This is a genomic window from Acidovorax sp. GW458-11-26-14-TSB4, from assembly GCF_059423865.1.
Genome location: NZ_JBWKYR010000006.1, coordinates 175884 through 196069, shown reverse-complemented (window position 1 = coordinate 196069; position 20186 = coordinate 175884). Strand labels below are relative to the sequence as shown.

Annotated in this window: 7 protein-coding genes and 1 tRNA gene; 5 read left to right on the top strand and 3 right to left on the bottom strand. The window is 67.9% G+C overall.

Annotation, left to right across the window (positions count from 1 at the left end; all coding sequences use genetic code 11):
• Positions 1-122: 122 nt before the first annotated feature.
• The gene (locus AC07X5_RS15165) at positions 123-2504 is read right to left on the bottom strand and encodes an Orn/Lys/Arg family decarboxylase (protein WP_494770828.1); all 2382 of its coding nucleotides are present in this window, start codon (positions 2502-2504) and stop codon (positions 123-125) included.
• 185 nt (positions 2505-2689) lie between these two features.
• Here AC07X5_RS15165 and AC07X5_RS15160 point away from each other — a divergent pair, with 185 nt between their 5' ends.
• The 3 genes from AC07X5_RS15160 (at position 2690) to AC07X5_RS15150 (ending at position 4334) form a co-directional block, all read left to right on the top strand.
• Positions 2690-3115 (top strand): NfeD family protein, encoded by a 426-nt coding sequence (locus tag AC07X5_RS15160; RefSeq protein WP_409955857.1) that lies wholly within the window; start codon positions 2690-2692, stop codon positions 3113-3115.
• Between the two features lie 107 nt (positions 3116-3222).
• Positions 3223-4140 (top strand): SPFH domain-containing protein, encoded by a 918-nt coding sequence (locus tag AC07X5_RS15155; RefSeq protein ID WP_494770827.1) that lies wholly within the window; start codon positions 3223-3225, stop codon positions 4138-4140.
• Between the two features lie 104 nt (positions 4141-4244).
• Positions 4245-4334: transfer RNA gene (locus AC07X5_RS15150), tRNA-Ser, on the top strand.
• Positions 4335-4393: 59 nt separating this feature from the next.
• Here the strand turns inward: AC07X5_RS15150 and AC07X5_RS15145 are convergent.
• Both AC07X5_RS15145 and AC07X5_RS15140 read right to left on the bottom strand, forming a co-directional pair.
• Complete coding sequence (locus AC07X5_RS15145) at positions 4394-17257, bottom strand: Ig-like domain-containing protein (protein WP_494770826.1); 12864 nt, start codon at positions 17255-17257, stop codon at positions 4394-4396.
• A 493-nt stretch (positions 17258-17750) separates the two neighbouring features.
• Positions 17751-18197, bottom strand: a complete 447-nt coding sequence (locus AC07X5_RS15140) for an SDR family NAD(P)-dependent oxidoreductase (RefSeq protein WP_494770825.1) — start codon at positions 18195-18197, stop codon at positions 17751-17753.
• Here AC07X5_RS15140 and AC07X5_RS15135 point away from each other — a divergent pair.
• Both AC07X5_RS15135 and AC07X5_RS15130 read left to right on the top strand, forming a co-directional pair.
• Entirely contained in the window at positions 18169-18591 is a 423-nt protein-coding gene (locus AC07X5_RS15135; protein ID WP_494770824.1) for a hypothetical protein, read from the top strand. The two genes, AC07X5_RS15140 and AC07X5_RS15135, sit on opposite strands and share 29 nt — an antisense overlap.
• A gap of 228 nt (positions 18592-18819) precedes the next feature.
• On the top strand, positions 18820-20139 hold the full coding sequence (locus AC07X5_RS15130) for an MFS transporter (RefSeq protein WP_494770823.1): 1320 nt from the start codon (positions 18820-18822) through the stop codon (positions 20137-20139).
• Positions 20140-20186: the final 47 nt, after the last annotated feature.

Here is a 20186-nt window from a genome sequence, read left to right as displayed (position 1 = left end):
GCCCGGCATCGGATGCAGCAGCAGAAAAAAATGACCGCGAATACAAAAAATCGCCCTGCGGCGTGGGCCGCAGGGCGATCGATCTGTGGGGGCCGGGCGCTGCCAGGCCCAGCCGTTCATGGCTAGATGGTGCGGCCAAACGGTCCGTCCGATCCCACCTGCACCAGGTTCTTCTCGGTCGCCAATGGCTTCGGATTCTTCTTGGCCGCAGGCTTGGCCGGCACTTCCTCGGCCACGCAGTCCGCGTAGTAGCGCACGTTGCCGTTCTCGTCCTCCACCTCCACCAGGCCGTGGATGTCGGTCTCGAAGCCCGGGCACAGCTTGGCGAATTCGCGGGCGAACTTGAGGTAGTCCACGATCTTCTTGTTGAACACCTCACCGGGGATCAAGAGCGGAATGCCCGGCGGGTACGGCGTGACCAGGCCCACGGTAATGCGGCCTTCGAGCTGGTCGATCTCCACGCGGTCGGTCTTGCGGTGCGCAATGTGCGCATACGCGTCCGAGGGCTTCATCGCGGGCGTGAGGTCCGACAGATACATCTCGGTCGTCAGGCGTGCGATGTCGTACTTGGCGTACATCTCGTGCACGTGCTGGCACAGGTCCTGCAGGCCCATGCGCTCATAGCGCTTGTGCTGCTGGCAGAACTCGGGAAGGATGCGCCACATGGGCTGGTTCTTCTCGTAGTCGTCCTTGAACTGCTGCAGCGCGGTGAGCAGCGTGTTCCAGCGCCCCTTGGTGATGCCGATGGTGAACATCACGAAGAAGCTGTACAGGCCGGTCTTCTCGACCACCACGCCGTGCTCGGCCAGGTACTTGGTGACGATGGACGCGGGGATGCCCTTCTTGTCGAACTTGCCGTCCAGGTTCAGGCCAGGCGTGACGATGGTGGACTTGATCGGGTCCAGCATGTTGAAGCCGTCGGCCAGCTGGCCGAAGCCGTGCCACTTGGTGCCGGCCTTCTTCCCCTTGGCGTCGCTGCGGATGATCCAGTCCTCGGCGCGGCCGATGCCTTCATCGACCAGCTTGTCCGGGCCCCAGACCTTGAACCACCAGTCGTTCTTGCCGAAGTCGTCCTCGATCTGGCGCATGGCGCGGCGGAAGTCCAGCGCCTCCAGGATGCTTTCTTCCACCAGCGCGGTGCCGCCGGGCGGCTCCATCATCGCAGCGGCCACATCGCAGCTGGCGATGATGCTGTACTGCGGGCTGGTGCTGGTGTGCATCAGGTAGGCCTCGTTGAAGAGGTGGCGGTCCAGCTTGGCGGTCTGCGAGTCCTGCACCAGCACGTGGCTGGCCTGGCTGATGCCGGCCAGCAGCTTGTGGATGGACTGCGTGGCGTAGGTCACCGAATGCTTGGGGCGCGTGCGCTTCTTGCCCATGGCATGGTAGGTGCCGTAGAAGGGATGGAAGGCGGCGTGCGGCAGCCAGGCTTCGTCGAAGTGCAGGTTGTCCACATAGCCATCGAGCATGCCCTTGATGGTTTCGGTGTTGTAGAGCACGCCGTCGTAGGTCGATTGCGTGAGCGTGAGCACGCGCGGCTTGACCTTCTTGGCATCCACGCCCTTGAGCAGCGGATTGGCCTTGATCTTGGCCTGGATCGCCTCGGGCTCGAACTCGCTTTGCGGGATGGGGCCGATGATGCCGAAGTGGTTGCGCGTGGGCTTCATGAACACCGGGATGGCCCCGGTCATGATGATGCTGTGCAGGATGGACTTGTGGCAGTTGCGGTCCACCACCACCACGTCGCCCGGGGCCACGGTGTGGTGCCACACCATCTTGTTGGAGGTGGAAGTGCCGTTGGTCACGAAGAAGCAGTGGTCGGCATTGAAAATGCGCGCGGCGTTGCGCTCGCTCTCGCCAATGGCGCCGTTGTGGTCCAGCAGCTGGCCGAGTTCTTCCACCGCATTGCACACGTCGGCGCGCAGCATGTTCTCGCCGTAGAACTGGTGGTACATCTGGCCCACCGGGCTCTTGAGGAAGGCCACGCCACCCGAGTGGCCGGGGCAGTGCCAGCTGTAGGAGCCGTCTTCGGCATAGTCCAGCAGCGCCTTGAAGAACGGCGGCTGCACGCCCTCCAGGTAGCTCTTGGCCTCGCGGATGATGTGGCGCGCCACGAACTCCGGCGTGTCCTCGAACATGTGGATGAAGCCGTGCAGCTCGCGCAGGATGTCGTTGGGCAGGTGGCGGCTGGTCTTGGTCTCGCCGTGCACGTAGATCGGCACCTCGGCGTTCTTGCGGCGCACTTCGCCGATGAAGTTGCGCAGGCTCAGCACGATGGGGTCCAGCCCCTCGCCCAGCGTGAACTCCTCGTCGTCGATGGACAGGATGAACGCGCTGGCGCGGCTTTGCTGCTGCGCGAACTGAGACAGGTCACCATAGCTGGTGACACCCACCACCTCGAAACCCTCGGCCTCGATGGCCTGCGCCAGGGCGCGAATGCCCAGGCCCGAGGTGTTCTCGGAACGATAGTCCTCGTCGATGATGATGATGGGAAAACGAAACTTCATGCGCAGCCTCCGTGAAACCGTGCCCTGCCGGCGAGCCAAAAAACGAAATAGGCGCGAAGTGTAAGGAATAAGCTTGTCAGGCCTTTGAACTGGGGGTCTTTTGACCCAGAATGTGGTGGATTAGGAACAACTGGCACACAGGTTGTTCAGGATCCGAACAACAAACAACACAGGAGGAGGTCGGTATGGCGGAATCCACCATCTGGTGGCTGTTGGCAGGCGGTGTGGTGGTGGCAGAACTGCTCACCGGCACGTTCTACCTGCTCATGCTGGCCGTGGGGCTGTGCGCGGCGGCCCTTGCCGCGCACTTGGGGCTGGCCATGGCGCTGCAGATCGTGACAGCCGCCCTGGTGGGCGGCGGTGCCGTGGTGGCCTGGCACTACGCCAAGCGCAGGCGCCCCGGCGACCCATCGGCCCGTGCCGACCGCAGCGTGAACCTGGACGTGGGCGAGACCCTCATGATCGACAGCTGGAACCCTGATGGCACCAGCCTCGTGAAATACCGGGGCGCCACCTGGACCGCCATCCACCGCCCCGGCGTCACCCCTTCCACCGGCATGCACCGCGTATCGGAACTGGTGGGCAACCGCCTGCTGGTTGATCCCGTCTAATCCCCGTCTGCCCGACGCCTTTCGGCGCCCCCTGCCCCTGCCATCGACACCGTCGTAGGCGGCCGTCCGGCCACAGATTCTCCGTAAACCAGAAAGGAAGGCTTCCCATGGAAATCGCCATCGTCATCTTCATCATCGCCGTGATCTTCATCGCGCGCTCGGTCAAGGTCGTGCCCCAGCAGAACGCCTGGGTCAAGGAACGCCTGGGCAAGTATGCAGGCACCCTTACCCCGGGGCTGAACTTTCTGGTGCCCTTCGTCGACAAGGTCGCCTACAAGCACAGCTTGAAGGAAATCCCGCTCGACGTGCCCAGCCAGGTCTGCATCACGCGCGACAACACCCAGCTGCAGGTGGACGGCATCCTGTACTTCCAGGTGACCGACCCCATGCGTGCGAGCTACGGCTCGTCCAACTACATCATGGCGGTGACGCAGCTGGCGCAGACCTCGCTGCGCTCCGTGATCGGCAAGCTCGAACTGGACAAGACCTTCGAGGAGCGCGACATCATCAACGCCCAGGTGGTGCAGGCCATCGACGAAGCGGCCCTGAACTGGGGCGTGAAGGTGCTGCGCTACGAGATCAAGGACCTGACGCCGCCGGCCGAGATCCTGCGCTCCATGCAGGCCCAGATCACGGCAGAGCGCGAGAAGCGCGCGCTGATCGCGGCCTCGGAAGGCCGCCGCCAGGAGCAGATCAATATCGCCACCGGCGAGCGCGAGGCGTACATCGCCCGCTCCGAGGGTGAAAAGCAGGCCCAGATCAACAACGCCCAGGGCGAGGCCGCCTCCATCACCGCCGTGGCCGAAGCCACGGCCCAGGCCATCGAGCGCGTGGCTGCAGCCATTCGCCAGCCCGGCGGCGAACAGGCCGTGCAGCTCAAGGTCGCCGAGAAGGCCGTGGAGGCCTACGGCAAGGTGGCCGCCGACGCCAACACCACCCTCATCGTGCCCAGCAACATGAGCGAGGTCTCGGCCCTGATCGGCTCGGCCATGAAGATGGTGCAGACGGCGCAAAAGCCCCTGTGATGGCCAGAGAGGTGTGAGAAATGCGGAGTCGGGCAATTTTTTTGCACCGCCCTGCCCCGATCTGCCCAAAACCGCCCAAAGCCATGGCTATAATCGAGGGCTTCGGAGAGGTGGATGAGCGGTTTAAGTCGCACGCCTGGAAAGCGTGTGTGGGCTAATCCCCACCGCGGGTTCGAATCCCGCCCTCTCCGCCAAAGATACAACCCCAAGTGGCTCACGCTGCTTGGGGTTTTTTCTTGGCCGGTGCGCTGACTCAGGCGAACTCGATCCCCCTGCTCGCCAGCCCCACCAGGTCGATGCGCGTAGCGTTGAGATCCAGGTTGCTTGCCAGCACGACCAAGTCGTTGTTCGTAAGGCTGTTGAGCTCCACGTAGTCCGTGATGCCCTTGATTTCCTGGGCGGTTCCCGCGCGGCCCACGAGGTTGGTCCACAGCAGCTGCGCCACCTGGGCCGGTGTCTGCAGGCCCAGTATCTGCAGACCCAGGCCTGCCAGCTGCTGGGTGCTGACGCCGGCATCCAGCAGGCGGATGGCTTCTCCCATCAGCCCCTTGTTGGCCAGCAGGCTGGGGTTGGCCAGTGCGCCGACCAGTTTGGCGGCCTGGCCGGCGTGGCCGTTGCCGGCAACGTCCAGCGCGAGCCGGGTGTCGTTGAAGGTCACCCGCTCCACGTGGGTGAGGTCGAGCATGGAGCCCTCCGTCAGGCGCTGCAGCGTGAAGCTGCCGCCCGGGTTGGCCAGCACATAGGTGTTTGCCAAGGTGGCAGGGAAGACCACCGTGTCGATGCCCGCGCCGCCATCCACATACCGGGCCAGGCCCATGATGGGGTGGATGGTGTTGTCGCCCGCATCGCCCGTGACGGTCTCCTCGCGCACGGCATCCACCCGGATCGCCCCGGCGCTGGCCATGCCCTCAAGCAGTTGCGCAGGCGTACGGCCCGCCGCGAGCTGCGGGAAGAAGTTGGCGAACATGGTGGCCACTTCGAGGGCGCTCTTGCCCGCCAGGGTCTGCACGTAGGCGCCTTCGCTTTGCGTGAGGTCACGCCCGACCCACTTGGCGGCCAGGTAGGCGACGGCCTCTTCGGCGGCGCTGTGCGCCACGGTGAGGATGGGGCCGGTGTCGAAGTGCACCTGCTCGATGTCCACCAGCCAATCGGAGACACCGCTGGCGGTGTGCGTGAGCCGGATGCCGGCGCCGTCCAGCACGGCGGTGTAGTCGCTCCGCTTGCCCTCCTGCAGTGCCACGTCGAAACCGGTACCGCCGTTCAGGCGGTCGCTGCCGCTGCCGCCGGAGATGAGGTCGTTGCCATCGCCGCCAAAGACCACGTCGTCACCGGCATCGCCGAAGACCTGGTCATCGCCGCCCTCGCTGCCGATGATGTCCTGGCCGCCGCTGCCGTGGATGACGTCGTCGTCCGGGCCCAGCACGATCCACTGGTCTTCGTCGTCGCCACTGGCAAAGTTCTGGCCGGCACCGCCGGTCAGGCGCACCTTGCCCGCCACGGCAATGAAGTCGACGTTGTCCACCCGGATGGTGGCGCCCGAGGGCAGCGCGCGCGCGTCGATGATGACGGCCTGCTTGCCGTCGCCGGAAAACGCGCTGCCGTTGATCACGAGCGGCACGTTGGGATTGAAGCCCGCTCCTGCCGTGGGGGTGATGACGTGCACGGTCAGCGCCTCGCCAGGGGCCATGCTGGCATAGAACACCTTGCCGGCATTGGTGAGCTGCCCGTTGGCGCCCGAGACACGCTCGATGCGCAAGCCCAGCTCGGCCAGCGCAGCGGCCCCGGAGGTCGCCGAGCCCAGGCCTTCGGCCTTCAGCCCCACACCGGTGGGCACGCTCACCGACAGGATGGGATGCCCATCCGCCGCCTTGACGATGGGGATGTCGGCCAGCAGGGTGGAGGTACCGGGGGTATCGACGCGCCCGGGCTCCACCACGGGCACGGTGAGGACGGTGGCGCCGCTCTCTCCCGGGGCGGTGGTGATGGGCACACCGTCGACGGTGCTCGGGGTGCCCCCGCCCCCGCCGCCTCCCCCGCCACCGCCGGGGGATGGCGAGGAGCCCACCGCCACCACCAGCGGGGTGGCGGCCGCACTGGTGTTGCCGGCAGCATCGGTGAGCAGGTTGGCAGCCACCGTGACGTTGATCGGTGTGGTGCTGTTCGCCAGGGGCGTGAGGGTCGCCGTGTAGGTGGTGCCGCTGCCGCTGAAGTTGCCCAGCGTGCCGCCGGTGACCGCGATGTCGCCCAGGCTCAGCACGCCTGGATCGCTGAGGGTGAAGGTCACCGTCACGCTCTGGCCCGGAGCCACCGTGCTGCTGTTGCTGGTGATGGTGACCGTCGGTGCCGTCGTGTCCAGGGTGTAGGTCTGCGTGTGCTCGGTGCTGAAGTTGCCCGCCAGGTCCGCCACCCGCACGCGCAAGCTGTGGGTACCGCTCTGAAGAGACAGCCCGGGCATGGTCCAGGTGGTACCGCTGACGTTGGCAGTGTTCCAGGAGGTGCCGTTGTCGACCGACACGTTGACCAGTTCGTCGGCGGCCAGTGGCGCGCTCAGCGTGCCGCTGAGGGCCTGTGACGGGTTGTTGGTGACCAGGTCCGACGTGCTGGTGCCACCGTCGTTGGAGAACTGCACCCCGCCGTTGGCGGTGGTGACAGGTGCCACGGTGTCGACCTGGAGCGAGGGAATGCTGCCGGGAGCGCCGGCATTGCCCGCAAGATCGGTGTAAGCGCCAGTCACGGAAATGGTCGCATTGCCGGACGCAACCCCGGCGGTCGGTGTGAAGGTGGCGGTGTAGATCTTGGGGTCGCTCGTGGCGGTCAGCGGTCCGAGGGTGCCGCCCGTGAACGCAATGTCCGAGGCCGTGAACCCGCTCGGCGCCTCCGAGAAGGCGAAGGTGATGACCGCCGGCGCCACGCTGCTGGCGGTGGTGACGTTGCTGGTGATGGTCACCGTCGGCGTGGTCTGCTGGTAGGCGTAGGCATTGGCCGTTTCCGGACTGTGGAAGCCCCCGCCATCGACGACCCGCACGCGCAGCACGCCGCTGCCGGTCAGAGTATGGCCCAGCGACCAGGTGGTGCCTATGGTGGCCGCAGGCATCCAGTTGGCACCGTCGTCGAAGGAGACCTCCACCGACTCGCCGGCCGCCAGCGACTGCGACAGGTTGCCGCTCACGGTCTGCGCCGCAATCGACGTAATCAGGTCGGTGTTGCTGGCCCCGTTGTCGTTGGAGAACGTCGGCGTGCCCACCGGGGCGGCGACCGGGCTCAGCGTGTTGAAGCTGATGCCCGACAGCGTGTCGGTACCGCCGCCATTGCCGGCGGCATCGCTGTACAGGCCGGGTGCCACGGTGATGCTGGCGCTGCCGGAGGCGGTGCCTGGCGTGGGCGTGAACACGGCCGTGTACACCAGTTGGTTGGAGGTGACGGTGAAGCCGCTCAGGGTGCCGCCGGTCACCGCCACGTCACCCACCGCGAAGCCGACGGGTGCCTCGCTGAAGGTGAAGGTGATCAGCGCGGTGTCGCCCATGCCGATCTGCGTCTTGTCGCTGGTGATGGCCAGCGTCGGCGCCTGGGCGTCGATGGTGATGGTCGGAGAGCTGGCGCCCGGCCCGGCGTTGCCGGCGGCGTCGGTGAACGCCCCGGCCGCCAGCGTCACGCCGCTGGCACCGTTGAAGCCCGCGGTCGGTGTGAACAAGGCGCTGTAGACGAGCGGGTTGGCCGTCACGCCGAAACCCGAGATGGTGCCGCCGGTCAACGCCAGGTCGGCCTGGGTGAAACCCTGCGGCGCCTCGGTGAAGGTGAAGGTGAGCGTGGCACTGTCGCCGGCCTTGAGCGCCGTCGGGTTGCTGGTGATGCTGACGCCGGGCGCCGTGGTGTCCAGCGCATACAGGGACGATGACGCCGGGCCGATGTTGCCGGCGGCGTCGGTCACGCGCACCTGCAGCGTGCCGCCGCCGGTCAGCGTGCGCGGCGCCAGGGCCCAGGCATTGCTGCCGGCCACTGCGGTGGCGCCGATCCAGGTGGAGCCATTGTCCAGCGACACCTGCACCGACTCGCCGGCCACCAGGTTGGCGCTCAGCGTGCCGGTGATGGTCTGCAGCGCGGTGCTGGTGATCAGGTCGCCGGCAATGCCGGTGTCGGCGGAAAACACCACCGTCGCACCCGTGGTGGTGGGCGCCTGGGTGCTGTAGGTGATCGGCGTGACCGCGGCCGCCGGGCCGGGGTTGCCGGTCGCATCGAAGTAGGCGCCGCTTGCCACGCTGATGGTGGCGCTGCCGCTGCTGCCCGCAGTGGGGGTGAAGATGGCGGTGTACACCAGCGGGTTGGCGGTCTGGCCGAAACCGCTGAGCACGCCGCCGGTGACGCTGACGTCGCCGATGCCGAAACCGGACGGCGCTTCGCTGAAGGTGAAGCTGATGGTGGCCTGCTCCCCTACCCGCAGGCTGGCCGCGCTGCTGGTGATCTGCAGGCTGGGGGCCATAGTGTCCACCGTGATCAGCGGCGAGCTGACAGCGCTGCCCGCATTGCCGGCGAGGTCGGTGTACATGCCCTGCGCCAGTGTCACGCTGGCGCTGGCACCGGACAGGCCCGCGGTGGGTGTCAGCACCACGGTGTACACCAGCGGGTTGGCGGTGGGGGTGAATCCACTCAGCGTGCCGTTGACGGCCACCAGGTCGCCCACCGTGAAGCCGCTCGGCGCCTCGCTGAAGGTGAAGGTCAGCGTGGCCGAATCGCCGGCCTTGAGCTCGGCGGCGCTGCTGGTGACGGCCATCGTCGGCGCCAGCAGGTCCAGCACAAAGCCGGCCGAGAACACCGGGCCGGCATTGTTGGCGGTATCGACCACGCGCACCTGCACGGAGCCGCTGCCCGAGAGCGATTGCGGTGCGAGCGTCCATTGGGTGGGGCTGGCCGTCTGCGCGGTCAGCCAGGTGCCGCCGTTGTTGAGCGACACCTCCACATGCTGCCCGGCGGTCAGCGGTGCGTCGAGCGTGCCGCTGACCACCTGCGTTGCCGCGTTGGTGACCAGGTCCGTGCTGCTCGCGCCATAGTCGGCCGAGAACGACACCGAGGCGCCACTGGTGGTCGGCGCCACGGTGTTGACGACAATGGGCGAGCTGCTGACCGCCGCGCCGGCGTTGCCGGCCGCGTCCAGGTACAGGCCCGCGGCCACGCTGACCTGCGCATTCGCGCCAGCGACGCCCGCCGCCGGGGTGAAGGTGGCGGTGTAGACCAGTTGGTCGGCACTGGCGACGAGGTTGCTCAGCGTGCCATTGGTGGCCGTGACGTCCCCCAGCGTGAACCCGGTCGGTACGTCGCTGAAGGTGAAAGTGATGGTGGCGCTCTGCCCCACGCCCAGCGTGCTGGCGTTGCTGGTGATGGCCAGCGTCGGCGCCTGGGTGTCGACGCCGATGCCCATGACCTGGCCGCCGGTGCCGGCGTTGCCCGCGGCGTCCGCGTACAGCACATTGCCGAGGGTGACGCTGGCGTTGCCGCCAAAGCCCGGCGTCGGCGTCAGCACCACGGTGTAGACCAGCGGATTGGCGGTGGCGGTGAAGCCGCTCAGCGTGCCGCCGGTGGCGATGAGGTCGCCCAGGGTGAAGCCGGCCGGCGCCTCGGTGAAGGTGAAGGTGATGGTGGCCGACTGGCCGGCGCGCAGGCTGGATGCGTCGCTGGCCATGGTCACCGTGGGCGCCGTGGTGTCCAGCACGTAGGTGTAGTTGGTGATGGGTCCGTGGTTGCTGGCGTTGTCGCTCACGCGCACGCGTACCTGCACGTTGCCGCTGCCGGCAACCAGGGTCTGGTCCGCCAGCGACCAGCTGGTGCCGCCCGCGGGAGCAGTGGCTGCCTGCCAGGTGCTGCCGTTGTCGAGCGAGACCTCCACCACCTCGCCCGCCCCCAGCGTGCCGCCGCTCAAGGTGCCGGCGATGGTCTGGGTTGCAGTGCGCGTGATCAGGTCGGTGCTGCTGCTGCCCGTGTCAGCCGAGAACTGCAGGCTGCCGCTGACCACGCTCGGGGCCTGCGTATCGACATCGATCGATGGGCCCATGGCGGCGACGCCGGCATTGCCGACCAGGTCGGCAAAGGCGCCTGCCGCCACGCTGACCACGGCAGTTCCGCTGGCCACGTTGGGCGCCGGCGTGAGCACGGCGGTATAGACCAGCGGGTTGGCCGTCTGCACCAGGTTGCCCAGGCTGCCGTTGGTGGCACTGATGTCGCCCAGCGTGAACGATGCGGGCGCCTCGCTGAAGGTGAAGGTGATCAGCGCCGTCGCGCTGGCGTTGAGCGAGCTGACGCTGCTGGTGATGGCCAGGGTAGGCGCCACGGTGTCGATGGTGATGGGCACCAGGCTGCCCCCTACCCCCGGGTTGCCCAGCGAGTCGGTGAACAGGCCGGACGCCACGCTGATGGTCCCGCTGTCCTGGGTGACGCCCGCGCCCGGTGTGAACAGGGCGGTGTAGACCAGCGGATCGGCAGTGACGCCGAAGCCGCTCAGCGTGCCGCCACCGACCACGATGTCGTTCGTGGCAAAGCCGGTCGGCGCGCTGCTGAACCGGAAGGTGATGCTGGCCGTCTGGCCGGCCTTGAGCATGCCGACATCGCTGGTGATGGAGATGCCCGGCGCCACCGTGGCATAGCTGATGGCCGGCACCGCGGCCGCACCGCCGAGGTTGCCGGCGATGTCGGTGTAGGCACCGGCCGCCACCGTCACGGTGCCGGTGCCGGCCGCCTGGCCCGCCGTGGGCGTGAACACGGCCGTGTAGACCAGCGGGTTGGCCGTCGCGACAAGGCCTGACAGGATGCCGCCGCTGGCACTGACGCTGGCTGCAGAAAAGCCCGCGGGCGCCTCGCTGAAGGTGAAGGTGATGAGCGCCGTCTCGGCGCTGTTGAGCGTGGACTTGCTGCTGCTGATCTGCAACGTGGGCGTGCTCTGGTCCAGCGTGTAGGCAAAGCCCGTGGCAGGGCCGTGGTTTCCGGCCGCATCGCTCACGCGCACCTGGACTTGCTGGCCGGTGCCGGGGGTGAGGGTCTGGCCGGTCAGCGTCCAGCCGTTGCTGCCCGCCAGGGAGGTCGCCAAGATCCAGGTGGTGCCGCTGTCGAACGAGACCTGCACCGTCTCACCGGCCGCGAGGTTGGCGCTCAGCGTGCCGCTGATGGTCTGCGCCGCGACGTTGGTGACCAGGTCCGTGGTGCTGCCGCTGTCGCTGGAGAACGCCACCGTCGCGCCGCCGGTGGTGGGAACCAGGGTGTCGACACTGATGGCCGGCAGCGATGCAGCCAGGCCGCTGTTGCCGGCGCTGTCGGTGTAGCTGCCGGCGTTCAGGGTCACCACGCCGCTGCCGCCGCTCACCCCGGTGTTGGGCGTGAACACGACGGTGTAGACCAGCGGGTTGGCCGTAGCGGCAAAACTGCTGAGCGTGCCGCCGCTGGCGCTGAGGTCGCCGATGGCGAAGCCTAGCGGCGCCTCGTTGAAGGTGAAGGTGATGAGCGCCGTCTCGCCGGCCTTGAGCGCGGGGGTGTTCGCGCTGACGGCGGCCGTGGGCGACGTGGTGTCCAGCACATAGGCCTGCGACAGGGTCGGTCCGTGGTTGCCAGCGGCATCGGTCACGCGCACCTGCAGCACATTGTTGCCGGGCAGCAGGTTGTGGCCGGCCAGCGTCCAGGCGGTGCCGACCAGATTGGCCGTGGTCCAGTTCATGCCGCCATCGAGCGACACTTCGACGTACTCGCCGCTGCCAGGTGCCGCGGCCAGGGTGCCGGTGATGGTCTGGGAGGCCGAGCTGGTGACCAGGTCGGTGGGGCTCGCGCCGTTGTCGTTGGAAAACACCACGGTGCTGGCGGCTGCCGTCGGGGCCCGGGTGTCGATGGCCAGCGCCGGGGTCTGCGCTGCGGCGGAGGTGTTGCCGGCGGCATCGGTGAAGGCGCCCGCGGCGATGGAGATGCCGGCACTGATGTTCTGGATGCCGGGCGTGGGCGTGAAGGTGGCCGTGTAGACCAGCGGATTGCCGGTGACCGCCAGGCCGCTCAGGGTGCCGCCGGTGGTGAGCACGTCGCTGCTGGTGAAGTCGATCGGCGGCTTGCTGAAGGTGAAGGTGATCAACGCCGTCTCGTCGGCCTTGACCGCGGGCGTGCTGCTGGTGATGTCCACCGTCAGCGCCACCGTGTCGATGGCGATGGGCAGCGAGATGGCACCAGAGCCGCTGTTGCCGAACACGTCGGTGTATGTGCCATTGCCCACCCCGATGGTGGCGCTGGCATTGGCCAGGCCGGCGGTGGGGGTGAAGCTGGCCGTGTACACCATCGGGTCGGAGGTGACGGTGAAGCCGCTCAGCGTGCCGTTGGCGTAGGTCACGTCAGCAGCCGTGAAGCCGGTGGGCGGAGCGCTGAAGGTGAAGGTGATGAGCGCGGTCTCGCCCGCGGTCAATGTGCTGTCGTTGCTGGTGATGGCCAGCGTGGGCGCGGTGGTGTTGACGGCGATCGTCGCCGGCGTGCTGGCCTGGCCATTGTTCCCGGCGCTGTCGGTGAAGCCTGCGCTGTTGACCGCAATGCTGGCGGTGACGCCCGCCTGGCCGATGGTGGGCGTGAATGTGGCGGTGTAGACCAGCGGGTTGGCGGTGGCCGTGATCCCGCTCACGCTCCCGCCGGTGACGCTGAGCGAAGATGTGGTGAAGTTGCTCGGTGCCTCGCTGAAGGTGAAGGTCAGGGTCGCGGTCTGGCCCGCATTCACCGCGGCGACGTTGCTGGCCACCGCCACGGAGGGCGCCGTGGTGTCGAGCGCGTAGAGAGCGCTGAAGGCGGGGCCATGGTTGCCGGCGGCATCGCCCACGCGCACCTGCAAGGTGTTGTTGCCGGCCAGGGTGGCGCCTGCCAGGGCCCAGCTGGTGCTGCCGGCAGAAGCGCTGGCATTCACCCAGGTGCTGCCGTTGTCCAGCGAGACCTGGACCACTTCGCCCGTCGCCAGCGCGGCGCTGAGCGAGCCGCTGAGGTTCTGGGTGGCGATGTTGGTGACCAGGTCGGAGCTGCTGGCGCCGGAGTCGGCCGAGAACGCGACCGTGGCTCCGGTGGTGGTGGGCGCCAGCGTGCCGATGCTGATCGCCGGGGTGGTGCCGGCCTGGCCGCTGTTGCCGATGGTGTCGGTGTAGCTGCCCGCCGCGACCGTGATGCTGGCCGTGCCGTTGGGCACACCGGCGGTCGGAGTGAAGACGCCGGTGTACACCAACGGATCGCCGGTGACGGCAAGGCCGCTCAGGCTGCCGCCCGTGACGTTGACGTCGGCAGCGGTGAAGCCGACTGGCACCTCGCTGAAGGTGAAGCTGATGGTGGCGGTCTCGCCGATCTTCAGCGCCGGGGTGCTGCTGGTGATCGCCACCGTGGGCGCGCGGGTGTCGATCTGGATCACCGGGGTGGCACCGGCACCGCCCGGCAGGCTGGCGGCATCGGTGTAGCTGCCGCCGGTCACGGTGATCGAGGCCGCGGCACTCACGTCGGCGGCCGGGGTGAAGACGGCCGTGTACACCAAGGGATTGCCGGTGCTGGTGAGGCCGCTGATGCTGCCCCCGGTGGCCACGACGTCGCTGGCGGTGAAGCCGGTGGGCGCACTGCTGAAGGTGAAGCTGATGTTGGCCGTTTCGCCGCTCTTGAGCGTGCCCACATCGCTGGTGATCAATACGCTCGGGCCCACCGTGCTGATGGTGATGGTGCCCGAGGCAGCCCCGCCACCGCTGTTGCCCGCCAGGTCGGTGTAGCTGCCCGCCGTGAGCGAGACGCCGCCCGGCACGCCGCTCTGTCCGGCGCCCGGTGTCAGCTCCACGGTGTAGATGTGGGGGTCGGCCGTGGCCTTGAGGTTGCCCAGCGTGCCGCCCACGGCACTCAGGTCGCCCAGTGCAAACCCGCTGGGCGCCTCGCTGAAGGTGACGGTGACCAGCGCCAGCTCACCGCTCTTGAGCGTGCTGGTGTTGCTGCTCAGCGAGGCCGTGGGGGCGGTGGTATCGAGCACGAAGGCGCTGCCGGCCGCGGTGCCGGCATTGCCCGCGGCATCGACCACGCGCACCTGCAGGGTGCCGCTGCCGGTGAGGGTCTGCCCGGCCAGGCTCCAGGCATTGCTGCCGACGCTGGCGCTGGCCGTGGTCCAGGTGCTGCCGTTGTTGAGCGACACCTCCACGTGCTCGCTTGCTGCCAGGTTGGCGCCGAGCGTCCCGCTGATGGTCTGCGCAGCCACGTTGGTGACCAGGTCGCTGCCGCTGGCGCCCGAATCGCCGGAGAAGGCAACGCTGCCCCCGGTGGTGGTGGGCGCGGTGGTATCGAGCGCATAGTTCTTGGTGAGCGGCGCGCTGCTGCCGCCCGCGTTGGCTACGCGCACCTGCAGGGTGCCGGTGCCGCTCAGGGTCTGGCCGGCGAGTTGCCAGGTGGTGGCACCGACAGCCGCCGTGGCGGTGGTCCAGGTGGTGCCGTTGTCCAGCGAGACTTCGACCCGCTCCCCGCTGGCCAGGCCGGAGCTGAGCGTGCCGGAGATCGTCTGCGCGGCCACGTTGGTGACCAGGTCGGTGGCGCTGACGCCGGTGTCGGCCGAGAACGCCACCGTCACCGCGGTCGTGCTGCTGGGGGTGGCCGCCACCACCGTGGTAGCGCTGTTGTTGACGATGGTGCTGCCGTCGTTGATGCTGACCGTGAAGGTGGTGGTGGCGTTCTGCCCGGCGGCGGCCTGGAACACCAGCGCCTGCAGCGCCGCCTGGGCGGCACCGGGTGCCGTCGCCGCATGGGAGTAGCTCAGGCCGCCATCGGAGGTGGAGAAGCCCGAGGCGCTGAGCGAGGCCGCGGTGAAAGCCCCCTTGGAGGCACTGTCCAGCGTGATGGTGACGATGACCGATGCCCCGACATCCGGATCGCTCAGCGTGACGCCGCTGAACGGATGCAAAGTGCCGCCGGCGGTCACGCTCTGGGCCGCAGCGGTGCCGCCCAGCACCGGTGCATCGTTGACCGAGGTGGCCGTGACCACGGTGGCGGTGTTGGCCGCGCTGGCCGCGCCGTTGCTGTCGGTGGCCGTCAGCGAGAAGGTGGTGGCGACGTTGACGCCCACTGCCGCCTGGTTGGCCGTGGGCGTGAACGTGAGCGCGCGCAGCTGGGCCGTGAGCGCCGCCGGCGTGGCGGCGCTCAACGTGTAGCTGCCATTGCTGCCCGACAGGCCGGCACCGCTGAGCGTGCCGTTGGCGCCGTTGAAGCCGATGGCCAGGCTGACATTGTCGCCGTTGACATCGGCCACGGTGACGCCGGAGAAGGGCGTGATGGCCGCATTGTCGCCAGTGCTGGCCGTGGCCGTCCCGGTGATGGTGGGCGCGGCATTGGCGGCATTGGTCACCACCACCGCAGCACCCGCCACGGAGGTATCGGCGTTGCCGACGACGCTGTTCCAGTCGTCACCGGCCGAGAGCTGGTAGGTGGTGCCCCCGGCCGAGGCCGCGCCACTCTTGTTGAGCAGGGCCGCGACCGCTGCCACGTCGGCGCCCGACAGCGTGACCGAGAACGAGGTGGCGCTGGTGACTTCGACGTTGCCGGTGGTGCTCAGGGTGCGCGTCGCCCCGCCCTCCCCGCGCAGGACCAGCTTGGAGACGGTGATGTCGTTGCCCGCGCCGGGCATGCTCACCAGGTTGCTGCCCGTCACCGTCAGCACGTGGGTGCTGGAGTCGTAGGTGGCCGAGGTGATGGTCGGCAGCAGCAGGTTGCCGACCGTGATCGGGTTGCCGGTCAGGTCCACCGGGGCGCTGGTGTTGGTGACCCAGCCGGCGGCCGCAGCCAGGTTGAAGGTGGTACCGTCCACGGCGCTGGTGCCCGCCTTGTTGAGCAGGCCGCTCAAGGCCTGCTTGTCGGCCGCGTTCAGCGTGATCTCCACCGATGACGTGCCGGCGGCGGCAGCGACTGCCGTGGTCAGCGTGTAGCTGCCGCCCTGGCCGCTGAGGGTGATCTTGGTCGGGTCGATGGGTTCGCCGTTGACCAGGTTCGCTGCGCTGATGGTCAGCGTGCCCGTGCCGGCGTTGTAGGCAGCCGAGGTGACGGACGGCGTGGCCCGGCCATTGGCCACCTGCACGTCGTCGATGGCCACCTCGAAGCCCAGCGGATTGACGATGCGCACGCCGTAGATGCCCTTGAAGTTGGCCATCGAAGCGAAGTTGAGCAGGCCGTACTCGTTGACCAGCAGACTGGTCAGCGACACGCCGACGCCGGTGGGCTGGTAGTTCGCGTCCAGCGCATACACCGTGAACACCACGGTACCCAGCAGGTTGCCGACCAGGCTGCCGCTGCCCAGCTTGAGGCTGACCATGTCGAACACGCCGCTGTTCGCGCGCAGGTCCACATAGCTGACCGGCGAAAGAAGCGAACCGTTGACGGTGAGCCGGTCGTCGCTGAGCGGAATGCCGGCCAGGCCGGCCCCATTGACGTTGACCGCCGAAATGCCGCCGCCGTTGCTGCTTCGGGCGTAGAGGTCGAGCCCCGTCCCCAGGATGTTGGCTGCATTCACCACGGCACCGGCCGCCAGGCCCGTGGTGTTGATCAGCGTGACGTTGCTGCTGGTGCTGAAATTGATGGTGCCGGCGGCGCCGTTGTTCACCAGCGGCAGCGTGTGGGCATAGTCCAGTTGCGCCTGTGCGCCCAGCGCGCTCGCGGCTTCGATGCTGCCGGTGCTGCGCTCCAGGTCCCAGTCGGCACCCAGCAGCAGGCTGCCGGTGGTGTCGGTGGACGCAGCCACGTCGGCACCCGTGGCCAGCGCCAGCGCATCGATGAAGGCCTGCCCGCGGCCACCGGCGGCCACGTCGCAGCCATAGAGCAGCAGGTCGCCGTCGGGGCCCAGCGCCGTGCCCCAGTCCTTCAACGCACCCCGGTAGCGTTCCACCGTGGCGCCGTCCAGAACCGTGCTGCCCACGCGGATCGCGCCCTCGGCGCCATGGGACACGATCTGCACGCTGTCCAGCCCCTCGTACTGGCGCAGCACCGCGGCGATCTGCTCGACCCCATCCGCGGATGCATCCAGCCATACCACCCGGGTGTCGGACTGCACAGAGGCCGCCAGGGCCTGTGCATCGGGTACGCCGCTGTCGATGAAGACGACGTTGCGGATGGAAGAGGACAAGGCGGAAGGCGCACAACGGGTGGTATCTGTAGTCATTGCAGTGGGCAGGGCGGTGCGGACACCAGCCCTGTGTTGTTGAACAAAGAAACTGCCCTGGCCCGGATGGCCTCCCTGCGCTGTGATCAGCGCACACCGAGGTGCGGATGAACGTGCGCAGATGCGGATGCCGGGCTCTTGCACCCACCTGCTCCCTGTGACTGATCACCGTCACTTTTTTTAAAAATAGAGGAAACCCAAGACAACTGTCAAAGGTGAAATTGCCATGCGCGGCGGGTGCGGCGCACCGTTACATCCAGGCGCTGGAAGAGGAGATTTGCAAGCGCGCGGGCGGGGGATTTCGAGCGCTCATGCCAAACACTGGTGCTGGCCTTGCGCCCACCAGAGAGGTGACTGTGTGTCACGTTTTTAAATTAATCGAAACGGGTTGCGAATGTCAAAGATCAAATTGCCACCTGGCCCCGCGTTGCCAACCCTTACATCTGCCCTGCCGTTCTCAGCGCGCACCAGGACCACGGGTCACGGCATCGAGGCCGCCCTTGTTCAGCAGGGCCAGGCCCGAGGGTGCTCCGGCTATCGCCTGGGTGCACCAGGGAACATGCTGCATGGTGTGGAAGAAACCAGCCAGGTTGGCGTCCACCACGTTAGTGAACTCTTCGGCGGTGTACTCGGTGAACGGCTTGCCCAGGAAAAGGCCGGCGTTGTGGACCAGCGTGTCGATGCGGCCGAAGCGCGCAAGCGCGGCGGCCACCAGGCGCTCGGCGGCCGATCGATCGCGCACATCGCCCGCGATGGATAGCACGCCTGAGTCCATGGCCGGCGCCATGCTGCGCGAAGTGGCGACCACGGCATGGCCGTGCCGGCGGTAGGCGGCGACGATGCCGGCACCGATGCCTTGCGATGCGCCCTTGACGATGGCGACTTTCCAGGGCCGGCGGTGCATTGATGCGCACCAGCCCGCCTATCGCCGTGCGCCTGGGCCGGCCCGGCCCGGCGATGGCGACCTGATCGCCAAGCGCGCAGGCCGCATGGCCTTTGGCTTCCATGGCACGAGCCAACGCTGCAAGGAGGTCGAAGAGGGCCTGCCACCGGTGTTCATCAGCTTCGACGAGCAGCATGCGGGCATGCCCGAATCGAGCTGGCTGGTGCAGCAGTTTCCGCGTGCGCGCCTGGCCTTGCGGGCCAAGAACCAGGTGCTGCAGGCCACCGCCGCGTGGGCCGGTACGGGCATCGCCCTGCTGCCGCACCACATCGGCAGGCAGGTGCCCGAACTGCAGCCGTGCCCACTTGCCCCGGTGCCACCGGCGCGCGAAATCTTCGTGCTGTTTCGCGGGTAGGACCGGCACGCGGGTCCGATCCACGCCGTGGTGCAGCACCTGCTCGACACCTTCCGCGAAAACCGCGCCCTGTTCGCTGCTGAGCCTGCGTGGGCAGGCCCGGGCGACCATCTCTTTCGGAGATATGAAGCTCGCCAATCCATATGCATTTTGCGTAGTAACCCCCGGCGGTGCAGGCCGGCAGCGGTGCAACCATCTCGCCACCCCCACAACGAAAGCGAGACATCCATGGGTTCCCCCGCCATCACGCAGCCCTGCCCCGCCGGCACGACCGGCAGCCTCGCGGACGCGACCTACCGCAAGGTCGGCTGGCGCCTGCTGCCGCTGCTCTTCCTGTGCTACATCGTGGCCTACCTGGACCGTGTGAACGTGGGCTTTGCCAAGCTGCAGATGCAAAGCGACCTGCAGTTCAGCGAGGCGGTCTACGGTCTGGGCGCCGGTATCTTCTTCCTCGGCTATTTCCTCTTCGAGGTGCCCAGCAACGTGGTGCTGCACCGCGTGGGCGCGCGCCGCTGGATCGCACGCATCATGGTCACCTGGGGCCTGCTGTCGGCGGGCACCATGTTCGTGAGCTCGCCCACCTCGTTCTACGCGGTCCGCTTCCTGCTGGGCGCTGCCGAGGCGGGTTTCTTTCCCGGCATCATCCTGTACCTCACCTACTGGTACCCCGCGGCACGACGCGGCAAGGCGACCTCGCTGTTCCTCGCGGCGATCCCGTTCGCGGGCATCCTGGGCGGGCCGGTGTCTGGCTGGATCCTGCAGGGCATGGGCGGCGTGAACGGCTGGGCCGGGTGGCAGTGGCTGTTCCTGCTGCAGGGGCTGCCTACCGTGGCGCTGGGCCTGGTGGTGTGGCGCTACCTCGACGACCGCGTGAAGGACGCGCGCTGGCTCACCCCGGCCGAGCGCTCGCTGATCGCCCGCGAGATCGCGGCCGAGGATGCCGGCAAGCCCGAGCCCAAGGTCCTGGCCGTGCTCTCCAACCCGCGCGTCTGGCTGCTGGCACTGGTGTACTTTGTTTTTGTCTCGGGCCTCTACGGCATCTCGTTCTGGCTGCCCAGCATCATCAAGGCCATGGGGATCAGCGGCGCGCTGGACATCGGCCTGGTCAGCGCCATCCCCTGGACCTTCGGCGTCGTGGCCATGTACCTGGCCGCCCGCAGTGCGGACCGGCGGCTTGAATACCGCTGGCACAGCGCGATTGCTGCGGTGGTGGGCGCGGCCGGGCTGATCCTGAGCGTGGCTTTCCATGGCAACGCTGTGTGGGCGATGGCGGGAATCACGCTGGCCACCATGGGCATCATGGCCACCCTGCCCGTGTTCTGGGGCATGCCCACGGCCTTTCTGGGCGGTGCGGCGGCTGCGGCGGGCATTGCCTTCATCAACTCCTTCGGCAACCTTTCGGGCTTTTCCGCGCCCTACCTGATCGGCGTGATCAAGGACGCGACCCAGAGCACCGACGCGGGCCTGCACATGCTGGCCGCCCTGCTGGTGCTCGGCGCGGTGCTGGTGCTGTTCGTCAGGCCCGAGAAGCCCTCGCCCACGCGCTGACCCCTCGGCGCTGCCCGCAGCGCCCTTCCCCCCCATCCAGAAAGAGA